Origin of the sequence: Brevundimonas guildfordensis, from assembly GCF_014836405.1 — a bacterium.
GTDB classification, from domain to species: Bacteria; Pseudomonadota; Alphaproteobacteria; order Caulobacterales; family Caulobacteraceae; genus Brevundimonas; species Brevundimonas guildfordensis.
Window position 1 is genome coordinate 94,035 of sequence record NZ_JACSQU010000003.1, and the last position, 15,175, is coordinate 109,209.

General features: G+C 68.7%; 17 protein-coding genes. 6 read left to right on the forward strand and 11 right to left on the reverse strand.

Annotated elements, in window-relative coordinates; translation table 11 throughout:
• Position 1 precedes the first annotated feature (1 nt).
• The 3 genes from H9656_RS11985 to rimP are packed head-to-tail and all read right to left on the reverse strand — an operon-like array spanning position 2 to position 3,054.
• On the reverse strand, positions 2-676 hold the full coding sequence (locus H9656_RS11985) for an RNA-binding protein (RefSeq protein ID WP_191744498.1): 675 nt from the start codon (positions 674-676) through the stop codon (positions 2-4).
• A gap of 18 nt (positions 677-694) precedes the next feature.
• A complete protein-coding gene (nusA, locus tag H9656_RS11990; RefSeq protein ID WP_191744499.1) occupies positions 695-2,440 on the reverse strand; it encodes a transcription termination factor NusA in 1,746 nt (581 codons plus the stop codon).
• The gene (gene rimP / locus H9656_RS11995; RefSeq protein ID WP_191744500.1) at positions 2,440-3,054 is read right to left on the reverse strand and encodes a ribosome maturation factor RimP; all 615 of its coding nucleotides are present in this window, start codon (positions 3,052-3,054) and stop codon (positions 2,440-2,442) included. The genes nusA and rimP overlap by 1 nt, the downstream gene beginning before the upstream one ends.
• A 147-nt stretch (positions 3,055-3,201) precedes the next feature.
• On the opposite strand from rimP, the gene H9656_RS12000 reads away from it, so the two are divergent.
• Positions 3,202-3,759: a biotin transporter BioY gene (locus tag H9656_RS12000; protein ID WP_191744501.1), complete on the forward strand. Its 558-nt coding sequence runs from the start codon at positions 3,202-3,204 to the stop codon at positions 3,757-3,759.
• Here H9656_RS12000 and trmB read toward each other — a convergent pair.
• Together trmB and htpX are read right to left on the reverse strand one after the other, a co-directional pair.
• Complete coding sequence (trmB, locus tag H9656_RS12005) at positions 3,737-4,468, reverse strand: tRNA (guanosine(46)-N7)-methyltransferase TrmB (protein ID WP_191744502.1); 732 nt, start codon at positions 4,466-4,468, stop codon at positions 3,737-3,739. The genes H9656_RS12000 and trmB overlap by 23 nt on opposite strands.
• 55 nt (positions 4,469-4,523) lie before the next feature.
• Positions 4,524-5,510 carry a zinc metalloprotease HtpX gene (gene htpX, locus H9656_RS12010; protein WP_191744503.1) on the reverse strand — a complete coding sequence of 329 codons (987 nt, stop codon included), beginning with the start codon at positions 5,508-5,510 and terminating at the stop codon, positions 4,524-4,526.
• 97 nt (positions 5,511-5,607) lie between these two features.
• Between htpX and H9656_RS14275 the strand changes: the two genes are divergently transcribed.
• Positions 5,608-5,850, forward strand: a complete 243-nt coding sequence (locus H9656_RS14275) for a DUF1674 domain-containing protein (RefSeq protein ID WP_191744504.1) — start codon at positions 5,608-5,610, stop codon at positions 5,848-5,850.
• Between the two features lie 144 nt (positions 5,851-5,994).
• On the forward strand, positions 5,995-6,825 hold the full coding sequence (locus H9656_RS12020) for a hypothetical protein (RefSeq protein WP_191744505.1): 831 nt from the start codon (positions 5,995-5,997) through the stop codon (positions 6,823-6,825).
• 82 nt (positions 6,826-6,907) lie between these two features.
• Here H9656_RS12020 and pyrF read toward each other — a convergent pair whose 3' ends face one another.
• Positions 6,908-7,630, reverse strand: a complete 723-nt coding sequence (gene pyrF / locus H9656_RS12025) for an orotidine-5'-phosphate decarboxylase (RefSeq protein WP_191744506.1) — start codon at positions 7,628-7,630, stop codon at positions 6,908-6,910.
• Between the two features lie 97 nt (positions 7,631-7,727).
• Here pyrF and H9656_RS12030 point away from each other — a divergent pair, with 97 nt between their 5' ends.
• Entirely contained in the window at positions 7,728-8,426 is a 699-nt protein-coding gene (locus H9656_RS12030; protein ID WP_191744507.1) for a MarC family protein, read from the forward strand.
• 3 nt (positions 8,427-8,429) lie between these two features.
• Here the strand turns inward: H9656_RS12030 and H9656_RS12035 are convergent, their stop codons facing one another.
• The 3 genes from H9656_RS12035 to glpK form a co-directional block, all read right to left on the reverse strand.
• Entirely contained in the window at positions 8,430-9,236 is an 807-nt protein-coding gene (locus tag H9656_RS12035; protein WP_191744508.1) for an SDR family NAD(P)-dependent oxidoreductase, read from the reverse strand.
• Between the two features lie 10 nt (positions 9,237-9,246).
• Positions 9,247-9,723 carry an Rrf2 family transcriptional regulator gene (locus H9656_RS12040; protein ID WP_191744509.1) on the reverse strand — a complete coding sequence of 159 codons (477 nt, stop codon included), beginning with the start codon at positions 9,721-9,723 and terminating at the stop codon, positions 9,247-9,249.
• 97 nt (positions 9,724-9,820) lie between these two features.
• A complete protein-coding gene (gene glpK, locus H9656_RS12045; protein ID WP_191744510.1) occupies positions 9,821-11,311 on the reverse strand; it encodes a glycerol kinase GlpK in 1,491 nt (496 codons plus the stop codon).
• Between the two features lie 57 nt (positions 11,312-11,368).
• On the opposite strand from glpK, the gene H9656_RS12050 reads away from it, so the two are divergent.
• Both H9656_RS12050 and H9656_RS12055 read left to right on the forward strand, forming a co-directional pair.
• Positions 11,369-12,343 (forward strand): threonine ammonia-lyase, encoded by a 975-nt coding sequence (locus H9656_RS12050; protein ID WP_191744511.1) that lies wholly within the window; start codon positions 11,369-11,371, stop codon positions 12,341-12,343.
• A gap of 65 nt (positions 12,344-12,408) precedes the next feature.
• Positions 12,409-12,876, forward strand: a complete 468-nt coding sequence (locus H9656_RS12055; RefSeq protein ID WP_191744512.1) for a MaoC family dehydratase — start codon at positions 12,409-12,411, stop codon at positions 12,874-12,876.
• Here the strand turns inward: H9656_RS12055 and H9656_RS12060 are convergent.
• Together H9656_RS12060 and H9656_RS12065 are read right to left on the reverse strand one after the other, a co-directional pair.
• Entirely contained in the window at positions 12,873-13,811 is a 939-nt protein-coding gene (locus H9656_RS12060) for a Gfo/Idh/MocA family protein (RefSeq protein ID WP_191744513.1), read from the reverse strand. The genes H9656_RS12055 and H9656_RS12060 overlap by 4 nt on opposite strands.
• Positions 13,812-13,816: 5 nt before the next feature.
• Positions 13,817-14,977 (reverse strand): DegT/DnrJ/EryC1/StrS family aminotransferase, encoded by a 1,161-nt coding sequence (locus H9656_RS12065; RefSeq protein WP_191744514.1) that lies wholly within the window; start codon positions 14,975-14,977, stop codon positions 13,817-13,819.
• Positions 14,978-15,175: the final 198 nt, after the last annotated feature.

Sequence of the window (15,175 nt, forward strand, 5' to 3'; positions counted from 1 at the left end):
CCTAAGGCTCTCCATCCGGGGCGCCGCCCCGGTCGTCCTCTGCGCCGTGTTCGGGTCCCGCCCGGTTCCAGCTCTGGGGACAGAGAGGTCGAAATCCCGCCAGCCGCTGAACCTCCAGGGTCCAACGATCAGCCCGCCCGCCTTGCAGCAGGACGGCGTGTATCGCATTTTCCAGCCCAAGGGCCAAACTCAAATCGTCCGCGCTGAAAGCCCCGCAGATTTCGGGGGCGGGCGAGGCGTGTCTGGAGAGGGCCAGAAGCTTGCCGCGCCCGTCGGCCGAGCCGTCGTCGGCTTCGATCAGCCATGCGGCGCGGCCGCTGCGGATCGCCGCAGCGCATTTTTCGAAGCCAGAGATAAGCACGCCTTCGCGCCGGGCAAGACCCAGCTGGTCCAGACAGCGCCGAACCAGCAGCTTTTCAACCAGCTCCGGCAGGTCGGCGGCGGGCTTAAGCGGCGCCTTGGCGGCGCGCGCGAACAGGTTCTTCTTGATCGCCGCCTCCAGCGAGGCGCGGTCGGCGGCGACCCACAGGCCCCGGCCCGGCAGCTTGCGCGCCAGATCGGGGACGACCGCGCCGTCCGGGCCGGCCACGAAACGGATCAGGCGAGATTCATCGAGGGCCTGGCGCGACGCCAGGTCCTGACGATCCCTATCGATCAACGTCTCGGACGACCTCATGGACGGCTGCGGCTCCCATCACATGTCGCGGGACTGGTCGTCGAGGTCGTCGGCGGCGGCCTGGGCCTCGCCGTCGTCGCTCGCATCGGCGGCCGGGGCGCCTTCGCCCTCGCCGTCGAAGTCACCGTCAAACTCGCCTTCGAACGTCTCTTCTTCGACGTACTCAGGCTGGGGCAGTTCCGAAGCGTCGATCCAGCCGGCGGCCACGCGCGCCTGCAGGATGAGCATTTCGGCGTCTTCCTGGCTCAGATTGAAGCTTTCCAGCACGCCGGCGACCTTGACCCGCTCGCCGCCGCGCACTTCGTAGCCGCCGCGGATTTCGTCGGTGGCCAGGTCGGCCAGATCCTCGACCGTCTTCACCCCGCCTTCGCCCAGGGCGACGGCGATAGCGGCGGTCACGCCGGGAACCTCAAGCACGCCGTCTTCGACGCCCAGGGCCACGCGCTTGGCGTCCAGCTCGGCCGCCAGGCGATCGAGGTGCTCACGGGCGCGGGTCTGCAGCTCTTCGGCGGTGTCCTCGTCGAAGCCTTCGATCTCCGATATTTCATAGGGCTCGACGAAGGCCAGATCCTCGACCGTGGCGAAGCCTTCGGTGACCAACAGCTGGGCGATCGTCTCGTCCACGTCCAGGGCTTCCTGGAACAGGGTGGTCCGCTCGGCGAACTCGCGCTGGCGACGCTCGCTGTCCTGGCTCTCGGTGATGATGTCGATCTGCCAGCCGGTCAGTTGCGAGGCCAGGCGGACGTTCTGGCCGCGACGGCCGATGGCCAGCGACAGCTGCTCGTCCGGCACCACGACTTCCACGCGGTCGGCTTCTTCGTCCAGCACCACCTTGGCCACTTCGGCCGGGGCCAGGGCGTTGACGATGAAGGTCGGCTCGTCGTCGACCCACGGGATGATGTCGATCTTCTCGCCCTGCAGTTCGGCCACGACCGCCTGCACGCGCGAGCCGCGCATGCCGACGCAGGCGCCGACCGGATCGATCGAGCTGTCGTTCGACAGCACGGCCATCTTGGCGCGCGAACCGGCGTCGCGGGCGGCGGCGCGGATTTCGATCACGCCGTCATAGACTTCCGGAACTTCCTGAGCGAACAGCTTGGCCATGAAGCCCGGATGGGCGCGCGACAGCATGACCTGAGGGCCCTTGGCCTCCGGGCGCACGTCGTAGATGTAGGTGCGGACGCGGTCGCCGATGTTGAACACTTCGCGCGGGATCGACTGGTCGCGGCGCATGATGCCTTCGCCACGGCCCAGGTCGACGATGGTGTTGCCGTATTCGACGCGCTTGACCGTGCCGTTGACGATCTCGCCGACGCGATCCTTGAACTCTTCGTACTGGTTGGCGCGCTCGGCCTCGCGGACCTTTCCGGTCACGACCTGGCGGGCCATCTGCGTCTGGACGCGGCCGAACTCGAACGGCGGCAGAACCTCGACGTATTCCTTGCCGACCTCGGCTTCCGGATCGCGCTTCAGGGCGTCGCGCAGACGCACCATGGCGCTGTCGTTGAACTCTTCCAGCTCGTCTTCGGGCTGCCAGTCGTCGCCGACGATGGTGACGTGGCGCGTCAGGCTCAGCTCGCCAGTCTTGTGGTCGATCTTGGCGCGGATGTCATGATGCGCGCCGTAGCGCGACTTGGCGCCCTTCTGGATCGCTTCCTCGATCGCCTCGATGACGATCTCCCGGTCGATGCTCTTCTCGCGCGCGACGGCGTCGGCGATGGAGAGCAGTTCCAGGCGGTTGGCGGAGATTCCGGTCACGGCCATCAGGCGTCGTCCTTGGTGGAGTCTTGGGTGGAGTCGGAGTTGTCAGCGTCGAGCGCGCCCCCAGACGTATCTTGGGGCAGGCCGTCGTCTTCGGGTTCGCCGCGCGCCGCGCGCAGGGCCGCGCCGCGTTTCAGCAGTTCGTCGGTCAGCACCAGCTTGGCGTCGGCCAGCCAGGCGAAGGGGATCAGGGCGGTTTCGTCCTCGCCGTCCAGGTCGATGGCGACGTTCTCGCCTTCGGTCCCGGCCAGGACGCCCTTGAAGCGCTTGCGGCCCTCGACCATGCGGTCGGTTTCGAGGCGGGCCTCATAGCCCTCGAACAGGCTGAAATCGATCAGGCGGGTCAGCGGCCGGTCGATGCCGGGCGACGAGACTTCCAGAAGGTATTCGCCCGCGATCGGGTCGGCGGCGTCCAGCACTTCCGACACGGCGCGCGACAGGCGGGCGCATTCCTCGACCGAAATGTCGTGGTCGGCCTGGCGCTCGGCCATGACCTGCAGGCGACGACGCAGCGTCCCGCCCATCAGGCGCACGCGCACGACCGCCAGCCCGAGGCTCTCGGCCACGGGGTCGATCAGCTCCAGCAGAGCCCGGTCTTCGGCGGTCTTGGCCCGCAAACGGCTACTCCAGAAAACAAAAGCGACGGTCCATCCGGGCCGCCGCTTGAAACGACGCCGTTGGACGTCGGTCTAACGATGTAGGGTCCCTATAGGCGAAAGCGTAAGCCGTGTCAGCCCCAAAGACCGCTTGCGCCGAATCCGGCCTTGGGTTCTGTCCGCATCATGTCCCGCACCACGCCTCTTCGCCCGATGTTCCAACGCCTGATCGGGTTCACCGCACTGGTGGCTCTGATGGCTGTCGGCGCCCAGGCCGATGTGCCGATGCAGCCCGTGCCGATGACGCTGCAAAGTCTCGCCATCGTGCTGGCGGGCCTGTGCCTGGGGCCGGTCGGCGGCGTGCTGGCGGTCCTGACCTACCTGCTGCTGGCCCTGATCGGCCTGCCGGTCCTATCGGACGGCGCTTCCGGCCTGGCGCCGTTTTCAGGGGCGACGGCGGGCTATATCTACGCCTTCCCGGTCGTGGCCGGGCTGGCAGGCCTGGCGGGCCGGGCAAGATGGGCGGAGCGGCCGGTGACCGGCGTGGCGGCCCTGTTCGGCCTGCATCTGCTGCTGTTGGCGGCCGGAACGGCCTGGCTGGCCCTTTATCTGCCGGCGCCCCAGGCCCTGGCCGTCGGCTTTACGCCCTTTCTGCCGGGCGCAGCGGTCAAATCCGTCGCAGCCTGGTTGATCTGGAAAGGGATCAGACGCGTCGGAACTCGATGAAGATGGGGTCGGTGTCGCCGAGCTTCTTCTCTTCGTAACGGGTGACGACGTGATCAGTCGGGGCGACGAACCAGTCCTCGCCCTCGGTCTGGATCCGCGCAAGCCCGGGGGTCCGCAGCAGGCGCTCCAGCGCCCAGTCGGCGTAGTCCAGCCAGTCGGTGACGAACCGCACAGCGCCGCCCGGCTTCAGCAGGCGGGCGATCTCTGCCGCCGTCTCGTCCTGCAGAAAGCGGCGCTTGTTGTGGCGCGCCTTGTGCCAAGGGTCGGGGAACAGGATCATCACCCGGTCCAGCGAGGCGTCCGGCAGGGCCGCCATCACCGCGCGCGCGTCGTCGGCGTGCAGGCGCACGTTCTCTAGCCCGCCCTCCTCGACGTGGCGCAGGGCCGAGGCCACGCCGTTCAGGAAGGGCTCGCAGCCGATCATCACCGCCTCGGGATGACGGGCCGCCTGGGCCGCCAGATGCTCGCCGCCGCCGAAGCCGATCTCCAGCCAGGCGGCCTTTGCGGCCGGCATTAGGGCCAGGGGGTCGATCGGCCCCTTGGCCGGGTCCGGCACGGCGATACGCGGCATCAGGGTGTCGAACAGGGCCGCCTGCTTCGCCTTGATCGGCCGCGACTTGATGCGCCCGAAGGAGCGCAGCGGGCCATGCGCCTTGGCCCACTCAGGGCGGTTGGCGTCGGACGGCTTGGGATCGGTCTCGTCGGTCATGGCGCGCGCTCTAGCGGCTAATGCCCGCGCACGCAAAGCCCCATCCTGCGGGCGATCAGCCCCACGGGCCGCGTTGCGGCGATGCAGGACCGTCATCGGTCGTGGGCACGCTGGTCCCACGGATCGGCGCGGCGGAAGGCGCAGGCGCGACGAAGGCCGCCGCCGGCCGCACCCGCCCGCCCATGCCCATCTTCGCGCCCAACTCCATCAGGGCGCGCACGCGGTTGCCCGTGGCCGGGTGGGTCGAGAACAGGCTGTCCGCCCCCTTGCCGTTCAGCGGATTGATGATGAACATATGGGCCGTGGCCGGATTGCGCTCGGCCGGGGCGTTGACCGCCCCGCGCGCATAGGCCTCGATCTTCTGCAGGGCCGAGGCCAGGGCCTGGGGGTCGTTGGCGATTTCGGCGCCGACGCGGTCGGCCTCGTATTCGCGGGCGCGGCTGATGGCCATCTGCACCAGACCCGCCGCCATCGGCGCCAGCAGCATCAGGGCGATGGTCCCGATCATGCCGCCCGGCCGTTCGCGATCGTCGCCGCCGCCGAAGAACAGGGCGAAGTTGGCCAGCATGGCGATGGCGCCCGCCACCGTCGCCGTGACCGTCATGGTCAGGGTGTCGCGGTTCTTCACATGAGCCAGTTCGTGCGCCATCACGCCGCGGATCTCCTCGCGCGTCAGCATGTCCAGCAGGCCCGTCGTCGCCGCCACCGCCGCGTTCTGAGGGTTGCGCCCCGTGGCGAAGGCGTTGGGCTGGTCGTTCGGAATGATCGTGATGTTCGGCAGGGGCAGACCGGCGTCATTCGCCATCTGCTTCACATCGGCGACATAGGCGCGCACCACGGCGTTGGGATGCGTCTCGTCCACCGGCTGGGCGCGGTACATCTTCAGAACGATCTTGTCGGCGTTCCAGTAGCTGAACAGGTTCATCCCGGCCGCCACGGCCAGGGCGATCGCCATGCCCGTGGCGCCGCCGATCAGATAGCCGATCCCCATGAACAGGGCGGTCATCACGGCCAGCAGGGCGAATGTCTTCAGGTGGTTCATGCGAGCGTTCGAGCGAGCTAACGGGCTTCAGGGGTGGCGTGTTCGGCCGGAACGTCTATTTGAGCCCCAGTATCCCCGCTCTCAAGGCAGGCGACCTGTGACCGAACAGCCCACCCCCCCGACCGAATCCTCCGCCGAGGAAGCCTTCAACGCCGACGTGCCTCACGCCACGCCGGAACGCCCCTTAACCGACGCCGCCCGCCGCGCCTTGCTGGAAGCGGCCGAACGCCGCGCGACCGAAGAGGCCGCAGCCCTGCCCAACGAAGTCGGCGGCCGCAAAGGGCCCGAACCGACCCGTTTCGGCGACTGGGAGAAAAAGGGCCTGGCGGTGGACTTCTAAGTCGCGCCACGGCGCTGCGGGCGCTGACAGCAGAGCCCTGCTCCGGGGTCATCGCTCGCCACGGCCCGTTCCCTTGACGGGAGAATAATGAACGCTGCGCCGAGATCCGCATTAACCTTTGCGGCCGAAACAAGGAGCGCAGCCATGAAGGCTCTATTCTACGCCGCCGCCGGCGCGGCGGTGCTGATCGCCGGCGCCGCCGAGGCCCATCAGGCCGGCGCCCGATACAACGCCGCCGCCGGCTACGCGCGGGGCCCCGTGGTCCAGAGCCGCGCGCAGACCTGGTACAGCGACACCGGCTGGCAAGGCGGCTACGGCCCAATCGAGAGCTACGGCTATGGTTATGGCTACGGCGGGGCCGGGGTTCGTGCGCCCGTCGTGATCGCCCCATCGCATCCGCCCATCCAGCAGGGGAGCTATGGTGACGCCGGCGTCACCCGCTCCATGCCCTACGGCTATCCGGTCGACGGCTACGGCCGCTATCCGTGGGCGCGCTACGGCTATGGCGGCTACGGCGGCGAGTACAGCGGCAGCCAATATAGCGGCAGTCAGTACGGCGGCGGTTACCAGCAGCAGGGGCACTACCAGCACGGGCATTATCAGGGCGCGTACGCCGCTCCGCAGCAATATCGCGGCGAGCCGATCTACGTCAGCCAGCCTCCGATCTATGTCTCGCAGCCGCCCGTCTATGTGGAGACGCCGCCGATCTATGTGCAGCCGGCGCCAGTCTACGTCGAACCGGCCCGCGTCCATGTCGCCCCGCCGCCGGTGCATGTGGCGGCCGCCGACGTGCGCGTCGCCCCGGCTCAGGTCGAAGTGGCCCGTCCCGACATCTATGTCGAGCCGCCGCGCGTCGAAGCGGCCCCGCCGGTCGTGAACTTCGATCAGGGCTACTACGCCGTGCCGCCGCCCCCGCCGCCTCCGCCCTCGCCTACCGAGCGGCCCTACCGCCAGGAACGCGGCGAGCGCGGTTGATACGAAAAGGGCGGCGTCTGCAGACGCCGCCCCTTCTGTTTCACGTGAAGCACGATCTTCTTCAGGATCAGGCCCCTAGCGGTCAAACGCGTGCAATCTCTTGCGTGATCGCCTGCGCCGCTGCGCGCGGGTCTGGCGCCGCCGTGATCGGGCGGCCGATGACCAGATGGGTGGCGCCAGCCTCCAGAGCGCTGGCCGGGCTCGCGGCGCGCGCCTGATCATCCATCGCCGCCCCGGCAGGCCGCACGCCCGGCGTAACGATCAGGAAATCCTCGCAGCCTGCTTCAGCCGCGATCTGCCGCGCCCGACCCGCCTCGTGCGGGCTGGAGACGACGCCGTGGACGCCCGCCTCCAGCGCCTGACGCACCCGCAGCTCCACCAGTTCGGCGGCCGACAGACTGTGAGCATCCGCCCTCAGATCATCGTCGGTCAGGCTGGTCAGGACGGTGACGCCCAAGATCTTCAGGCTTGAGCCCGCCGCGCCCCGCGCCGCCGCCGCCATCACCTGCGGCCGGGCGTGAACCGTCAGCAGGTCGCAACCCGCGTTCGCCAGCACCGCCGTCGCCTTCTCCACCGTCGCGCCGATGTCGTGCAGCTTCCAGTCCAGAAACACCTGGGCGCCGGACGCTTTCAGCTCCCGCGCCAGCGCCATGCCGTCCGAGGCGAACAGCTGCAGACCCACCTTGTAGAACCCGACCGCATCGCCGATCCGCTCGACCAGAGCCCGCGCCTCATCGGTCGTCGGCACGTCCAGAGCGCAGATGACGCGCGGGTCAAAGGGACGATTGGCATGAGGTTCTGACATTTCCAGCTCTCGGCGGCTTGCAGGCGCGCGCGGATGCCCCGATAGGTGGGGCAAGGAGTCGCGGTCGCGCGGCGGGTTTTAAGGGCGGGATGGAGCAATGAACGCGGTCGATCTGGGGGTCAACCTGTTCGTGGCGCTGTTCGCCTTGCTGGACCCCATCGGCAATGTGCCGATCTTCGCCGCGGCCACGGCGGGCGCCTCCCTGCGTCAGCGGATCAGCGTTTCGGCCATGATCTGCCTGTTCGCCGTCGTCTTCCTCGGCTTCTTCTTCTTCACCGGCCTGGGCCTGCTGCAGTTCTTCGGCATTTCGCTGGCCGCCTTCCGCATCGCAGGCGGCATCCTGCTGCTGTTGCTCGGGCTGGACATGGCGCGCGAGGACTTCCTCGCCATCTTCGCCGACGCCGACGCCGCGACCGACGCCAAGGACGTGCGCGGCTACGCCAAGCGCCGGTTCAAGCGGCTGATCGTGCCCTTCGCCATTCCCCTGATGATCGGCCCCGGCGCCATCTCGGCCGTCATCATCAACGCCGGCGAGGCGGCCAAGCTGGGCCTGGTCGGCACCGTCTCCTCCCTGGTCGCCATGGTCGCCGCCTGCGTGGTCACCTTCCTGTGCTTTTCCGCCACCGGTCCGATCAGCCGCCTGCTGGGCGACGTGGGCATGGCCATCGTCGTGCGGGTGCTGGGCCTGATCCTGTGCGCCCTGGCGATCCAGTTCATCCTGATGGGTCTGGGCGAGGCCCTGCCGGGCATGTTCAGCGCCGGCGTCACCGCCCCCTACCCGGCCGGCGGCGAATAGGCGCTAGAGGCGGTCCAGCCGCTTGGCGTGGCCGCCGACCATCTTCAGCGCCATCGCATCGGGCAGCATTCCGCCCAGAGCCGCCAGCACATTGTTCATGACGCCCGGCGTCACGCGCGGCCGGTTCGCCTCCACCGCGTTCCAGCCGATGCGCGCGACGCGGTCGGCGTCCATCCACATCCATCGGGGATAGGCGGCCGAGACCTGGTCCCGCGAACCATTGACGTCGTGGAACTCGGTGTAGGTATAGCCGGGGCACAGGGCGGTGACGTGCACGCCGGTCCCCTGCATCTCCAACCACAGCCCTTGTGACGCCTTGATCAGGAAGCTCTTGATCGGACCGTACAGGGTGTCGCCGCCGGTCGCGGGCATCTGTCCGGCCAGGGAAGCCACGTTCAGCACCCGGCCCCAGCCGCGCGCGGCCATGCCCGGCAGCAGCAGACGCGACAGCTCGACCGGCGCGCTCAGCATGACGCGGATCATGGCGGCGTGGTCGGCCGGGTCGGTGCTCAGAAAGCCCGTGGTGCGGCTGAAGCCCGCATTGTTGATGAGGCCGTCGATGGTCAGGCCCCGCGTCGCGACCGTCTCGACCAGACGCGCTGGCGCATCAGGGTCAGCCAGATCAGCAGGAATGACAGTGATCGCGACGCCGTACGCGGCGCTCAGTTCCTCGGCCAGGGCCTGCAGCGGCCCTTCACGACGGGCGGTCAGGATCAGGTCGTATCCGCGCGCGGCGCAGACCCGAGCCAGCGCCGCGCCGATGCCCGCCGAAGCGCCGGTGATCAGAATGGTGCGGCGCCCCTCCCCCACGGACGGCGCGTCAGGCCGCGTCGACGTCAGGGCAGGCCGGGTGCGGCGCAAAGGCGCGCAGGACCTCAGGGTCTTCTTCCAGCAGGTCGGCGATGGTGATCTTCGACAGGGCCGCGCCCGCCGCCTGGTCCGCCGCCGTCAGGGCCTTGGCGACCTGACGCGGTATATGTTCGCCGATCGGGCAGCCCTTGGCCCCCGCAGGCGGCGAGCCCAGATGCGCGCAGCCGTTCACCGCCCGCAACACCTCGTCCAGGCAGATGGTCTCGGGCCGCCGCAGCAGCCACGATCCGCCCGAGGCGCCCGGACGCGTCGCGATCAGACCCGCCTTGGCCAGCAAAGCGGTCACGCGGCGGATCACCACCGGATTGGTCGGCACCGAAGCGGCCAGAACGGCGCTCGGCTCGGCCTCGGTCGCCGCATAGGCTCCCTTGTGGGCCAGATAGGCCAGGGCGTGGGCGGCGACGGGAAAACGTTGGCTGTCAGACATCAGTGTTCATGCTCCAGACCGATAGGTAGGCCTTCCGCACCCGTTTCACAAATCAATCTGCAATAATAACTGTTCTAGATAGCGGTCGGGAGCCCGCCTACTCGGGTCGCGCAGCCGCGACGGCCGCCCGCACGGCGGCGCGCCATCCTGTCAGCAGACGCGCTCTTTCCGCTGGCGCCATACGCGGGCGCCAGACGGCAGGCGCTTCGGCCGGGGCGGCCCACAGGGCCTCGGTCAGGCCGACGCCGAAAGCCGCCAGCCTTGCCGCCCCCATGGCCGTCATCTCCTGGAAGGCCGGGCGCTCGACCTCGACTTCGCAGATGTCGGCGACGAACTGCATGGCGAAGGCGTTGGCGGTGACGCCGCCGTCGACCTTGAGCCGCTTCAGCGGCGGCGCCCCGTCCTTCTTCAAGGCGTCCAGCAGGTCGCGGGTCTGATAGGCCAGGCTCTCCAGCGCCGCGCGAACCATGTGCGCCGGGCCGCTGTCGCGCGTCAGACCCACGATCGTCCCGCGCGCCTCCGGCTCCCACCACGGGGCGCCCAGGCCGGTGAAGCCGGGCACCAGATAGACCCCGCCATTGTCCGTCAGCGACTGGGCCACAGCCTCGGACTGGCGCGAGTCCGACAGCACCTTCAGACCGTCGCGCAGCCACTGGATCGCAGAACCGGCCGAGAAGATGGAGCCCTCCAGCGCATAGGCGGCCTCGCCTCCCGCCGCATAGCCCAGCGTGCCCAACAGCCGCGAGGTCGAGGTCACCGGCGCCGCCCCGACATTGGCGACCAGGAAGGCGCCGGTGCCGTAGGTGATCTTGGCGTCGCCCGGTTTCAGCGCCCCGTGGCCGACCAGAGCCGCCTGCTGGTCCCCCGCCGCGCCGTGAATGGGCAGGGCGCGCCCAAACAGGGCCGGGTCCGTCTGGCCCAACAGGGCGTCGCAGTCGCGGATCTCCGGCAGGGCCTCAATCGGCACGCCGAACAGGTCGCACAGGTCCGAGCGCCACGCGCGCGTCGTCAGATCCATCAGGCTGGTGCGGCTGGCGTTGGTGGCGTCGGTGACGTGGCTGCGCCCGCCCGTCAGCTTCCAGATCAGCCAGGCGTCGATGGTGCCCAGCTTGACCTCGCCCCGCGCCGCCCGCTCGCGCGCGCCCGGCACGGCGTCCAGCAGCCAGGCGTATTTCGAAGCCGAGAAATAGGGGTCGAGGATCAGGCCCGTGGCCGCCTGCACCTTCGCTTCATGCCCCTCAGCCGCCAGCTTGCTCGTCGCCTCGGCCGTGCGCCGGTCCTGCCAGACGATGGCGCGATGCAGGGGCTCGCCCGTCGCCGCATCCCAGATCACCGAGGTTTCGCGCTGGTTGGTGATGCCGATGGCGGCGAAGCGGCCGACGCCGCCCGCCTTCCTCACCACCTCGCGACAGGTCTGCAGCGTCGCCCGCCAGATTTCGGCCGCGTCGTGCTCGACCCAGCCCGAGTGCGGGAAATGCTGCGCCAGCTCAATCTGGCTGACGGCGGCGGCGTTAAACGCCCCTTCGAGCCAGACTTCAAACGCAATCGCTCGCGTCGAGGTCGTGCCCTGATCAATGGCGAGGATCATATTTGTGTGCATTCTCGCAGTTATGCAGAGGCTGCGTCTCTCCGTAAAAGGAAATCCATGCATACGCCCAGCTTCCAAGGCGTCGTCGACGCCGCCCGCCAGATCGCCCCCGCCGCCGTCCGCACGCCGCTGATCGAGCATCCGGCCCTGAACGAGGCCGTTGGCGGTCGTGTCCTGATGAAGGCCGAGACGTTTCAGGTCGCGGGCGCCTTCAAGTTCCGCGGCGCCTATAACCGCATCAGCCGCCTGACGGACGAAGAGAAGGCGCGCGGCGTCGTGGCCTATTCATCCGGCAACCACGCGCAGGGGGTGGCGGCCTCCGCCAAGGCTGTCAGCACGCCCGCCCTGATCGTCATGCCGTCCGACAGCCCGGCGGTGAAGGTCGAGGGCGTGCGCGCCTTCGGCGGCGAGGTGCGCTTCTACGACCGCTGGACCGAGAGCCGCGAGGCCATCGGCGCCGAGATCGCGACCGAGCGGGGCTCCGTGCTGGTCCCGCCGTTCGACGATCCCTTCATCATCGAGGGGCAGGGCACGGTCGGGCTGGAGATGCTGGAGCAGGCGGGCGTGCCAATGGATCAGATTCTGTGCGGCGCCTCGGGCGGCGGGCTGATCGCCGGGATCAATCTGGTCATGGCCGAACAGAGCCCCGACACCCGCGTCATCGTGGTCGAGCCCGACGCTTTCGACGACACCCGCCGCTCGCTGGACGCGGGCCAGCGCACGCCCCATCCGCAAGGAACGCCGTCCATCTGCGACGCCCTGATGGCGCCCATGCCGGGCGAGCTGACCTGGCCGATCAACCGGCGTCTGGCGGGCGCGACGACGGTCACCGACGCCGAGGTGGCCGAGGCCATGCGCTTCGCCTTCCGCTGGCTGAAGCTGGTCATCGAGCCGGGCGGCGCTGTGTCTCTTGCGGCGCTTCTGGCGGGCAAGGTCGAGGCGGAGGGCCTGACCACGGGCCTCGTCCTGTCCGGCGGCAATGTCGACCCCGGCCTGTTCAGCGAAATCATCGAGGGGCGGTTCGCAGGCTAAACCTCGCTGGCGCGGCCGAGGCGATAGCGGCTAAGCTGACGCCCGTCTGTAAGGGGAGCGTCATCATGACCAAGGCCAGCGAACTTCAATCTCTGATCGATCAGGAAGTCGGCGTCAGCCGCTGGTTCGACCTGGATCAGGCGCGCATCGACGCCTTCGCCAGCCTGACCGAGGACGAGCAGTTCATCCACGTCGATCCTGAACGCGCCAAGGCGACCCCCTTTGGCGGGACCATCGCGCATGGCTTTTTGACCCTCAGCCTCGCCTCGGCGATGAGCATGGAGGCCGTCGCCCCGCTGGATGATCTGGTCATGTCGGTCAATTACGGCTTCGACCGCCTGCGCTTCCTCGCCCCGGCGCCGTCGGGATCGCGCGTGCGCGGCCGCTTCAAACTGCTGTCAGCTGAAGACAAAGACGCCCAAGGCGGCACGACGCGTTGGCTGCTGAAGCACGAACTGACCATCGAGATCGAAGGGGGCGACAAGCCCGCCCTGATCGCCGAATGGCTGACCATGCATGTGGTGAAGGTCTAGGCCTTTTCCCCCAGACACCTCAGCGCCACTTCCAGGTTGCGCAGGCCGTCCTCGCCGCTGACGGCCGCCGTCTCGCCGGTGCGGATGGCGTCGATGAAGGCCTCGTGCTCCTTCTTGAGCGGTTCGGCGGGCCAGGCGTTCAGCATCCGCGTCGAGTAGGAGCCGTCCGGCTGCTGGCCGAAATACTCGGTCACCTGGCGGGTGATCAGGTCGGCGACGATGAAACGGCTCTTGGTCGCGACCTGCAGCACGCGGGTCTTGTAGGGCGTGACCCAGTTGGTGGTGATGTGGGCGATCACCCCGTTTTCCATGCGGAACTGCAACAGAGCCGAATCCTCGCGCGAGGCGTGGGTATGGCCCAGCAGGGACTGGACCTCGGTCATCTCCGAGCCCGTCAGGTGGCGGATGATGTCGATGTCGTGCACCGCCAGATCGATGACCACCCCGACCTCGCCCATGCGCGGCGGGAAGGGGCCGACCCGGGTGATCTGGATGGAGATGATCTCGTCGCCGTCGATGGCGCGTTTGACCGTCTCGACCGCCGGGTTGAAGCGCTCAACGTGGCCGACCATCAGCACGCGGTTGTTCTCCTTGGCCGCGTCGATCATGGCCTGGGCGTCGGCGACCGTGGCCGCGATGGGCTTTTCGACCAGGACGTGCACGCCTGCGTTCAGCAGGGCCACGCCCAGCTCGGCGTGATAGCGGTTCGGCGTGGCGATGACGGCGGCGTCCAGACCGGCGGCGACGAAGGCCTCGGCAGTCGTCACGGCGGTCGCGCCATAGGCGGCGGCCACGCCTTCGGCCGTCACGGCGTCGGGGTCGAACACGGTCGTCAGTTCGACATCGCGCAGCTCGGCCAGAACGCGGGCATGGTTGCGCCCCATGACGCCGGCGCCGGCGACACCGATCTTGAGAGGGGTCTGGTGGATGGTCATGCGGATCAGGCCTTGAAGCTGGCGACGGCGGCGATGATGCGGTCTTGGGTGGCCGCGTCCAGATCAGAGTGCATCGGCAGGCTGATCACCACGTCTTTCAGCCGCTCGGTGACGGGCAGGCCGCCCGCGCCGCGCGGATAGTGCTCATAGGCGGGCTGGAGGTGCAGCGGGATCGGATAATAGACCGCCGTCGGCACGCCCTCAGCCTTCAGATGCGCGGCCAGGGCGTCGCGATCGGGATGTTCGACCGTGTACTGCGCCCAGTTGGAGACGTTGCCCGCCGGGACGTCCGGAACCTTGGCGACGTGGGGGCGCAGGCCCTCGTTGTAGCGGGCGGCGGCGGCGTTGCGCCATTCGATCTCCTGAGCGAAGACCTTCAGCTTCTCGATCAGGACGGCGGCCTGGATGGTGTCCAGCCGGCTGTTCAGGCCGATGCGCATGTTCAGATATTTGGGGTCGTGGTCGAAAGTCCGGTCCTTCAGATCCACCGCGACCGCCTTGCCGTGGACGCGGATGGAATCCATCAGCTGGGCCAGCTCGTCGTCGTTGGTCAGCACCGCCCCGCCGTCGCCGTAGCAGCCCAGCGGCTTGGCCGGGAAGAAGCTGGTGGTGGTCACGTCAGCCCATTTCAGCGGGTGGTCGCCGTCGATGGTGCAGCCGAACCCCTGAGCCGAATCCGAGATCAGCTTCAGATCGTATTTATCGCAGATCGCCTTGATGGCCGGATAGTCGGCGGGCTGGCCGAACAGGTCGACGGCGATGACCACGCGCGGGGTCAGGCGGCCCTCGGCCTTGATGCCCTCGATGGCGCGCTCCAGGGCGGCCGGGTCCATGTTGTAGGTGTTTTCATCCACGTCGACGAAGACCGGCTCGGCGTCGAACCAGGGCACGACCTCGGCCGTGGCGGCGAAGGTGAAGCTGGGCACGAAGACGGCGTCGCCGCGCCCGATCCCCCAGGCCATCAGCGGCAGGGCCAGGGCGTCGGTGCCGTTGGCGCAGCCCAGGGCGTGTTTGGCCTTGCCGAAGGCGGCCAGATCCCCCTCGAACTGGCGCACCTGCGGGCCCATGACCCAGGCGCCGCCGACGACGGCCTCCTGGACGGCGGCCTCGATCTTGCCGCCGAGGCGAAGGCGCTGGGCCTGAAGGTCGATGAAGGGAATGGTCATTGCGATGTCGCTCTCTCGATAGGGCCGGCGCGGCGGGGGTCGTCTTCCGGGGCGCGGACGCGAAGGCGGGTCGTCGGTGTTGTGGGCGTCCTACCAAAGCGGCGGGGTGCAGAACAAACCCCCCGGGGTCACATCGCGTTGCGCGATGCAACGAAGGGGCCGCTTGGCAAAGGCCTGGGCCCCGCCTAATCCGAGGGC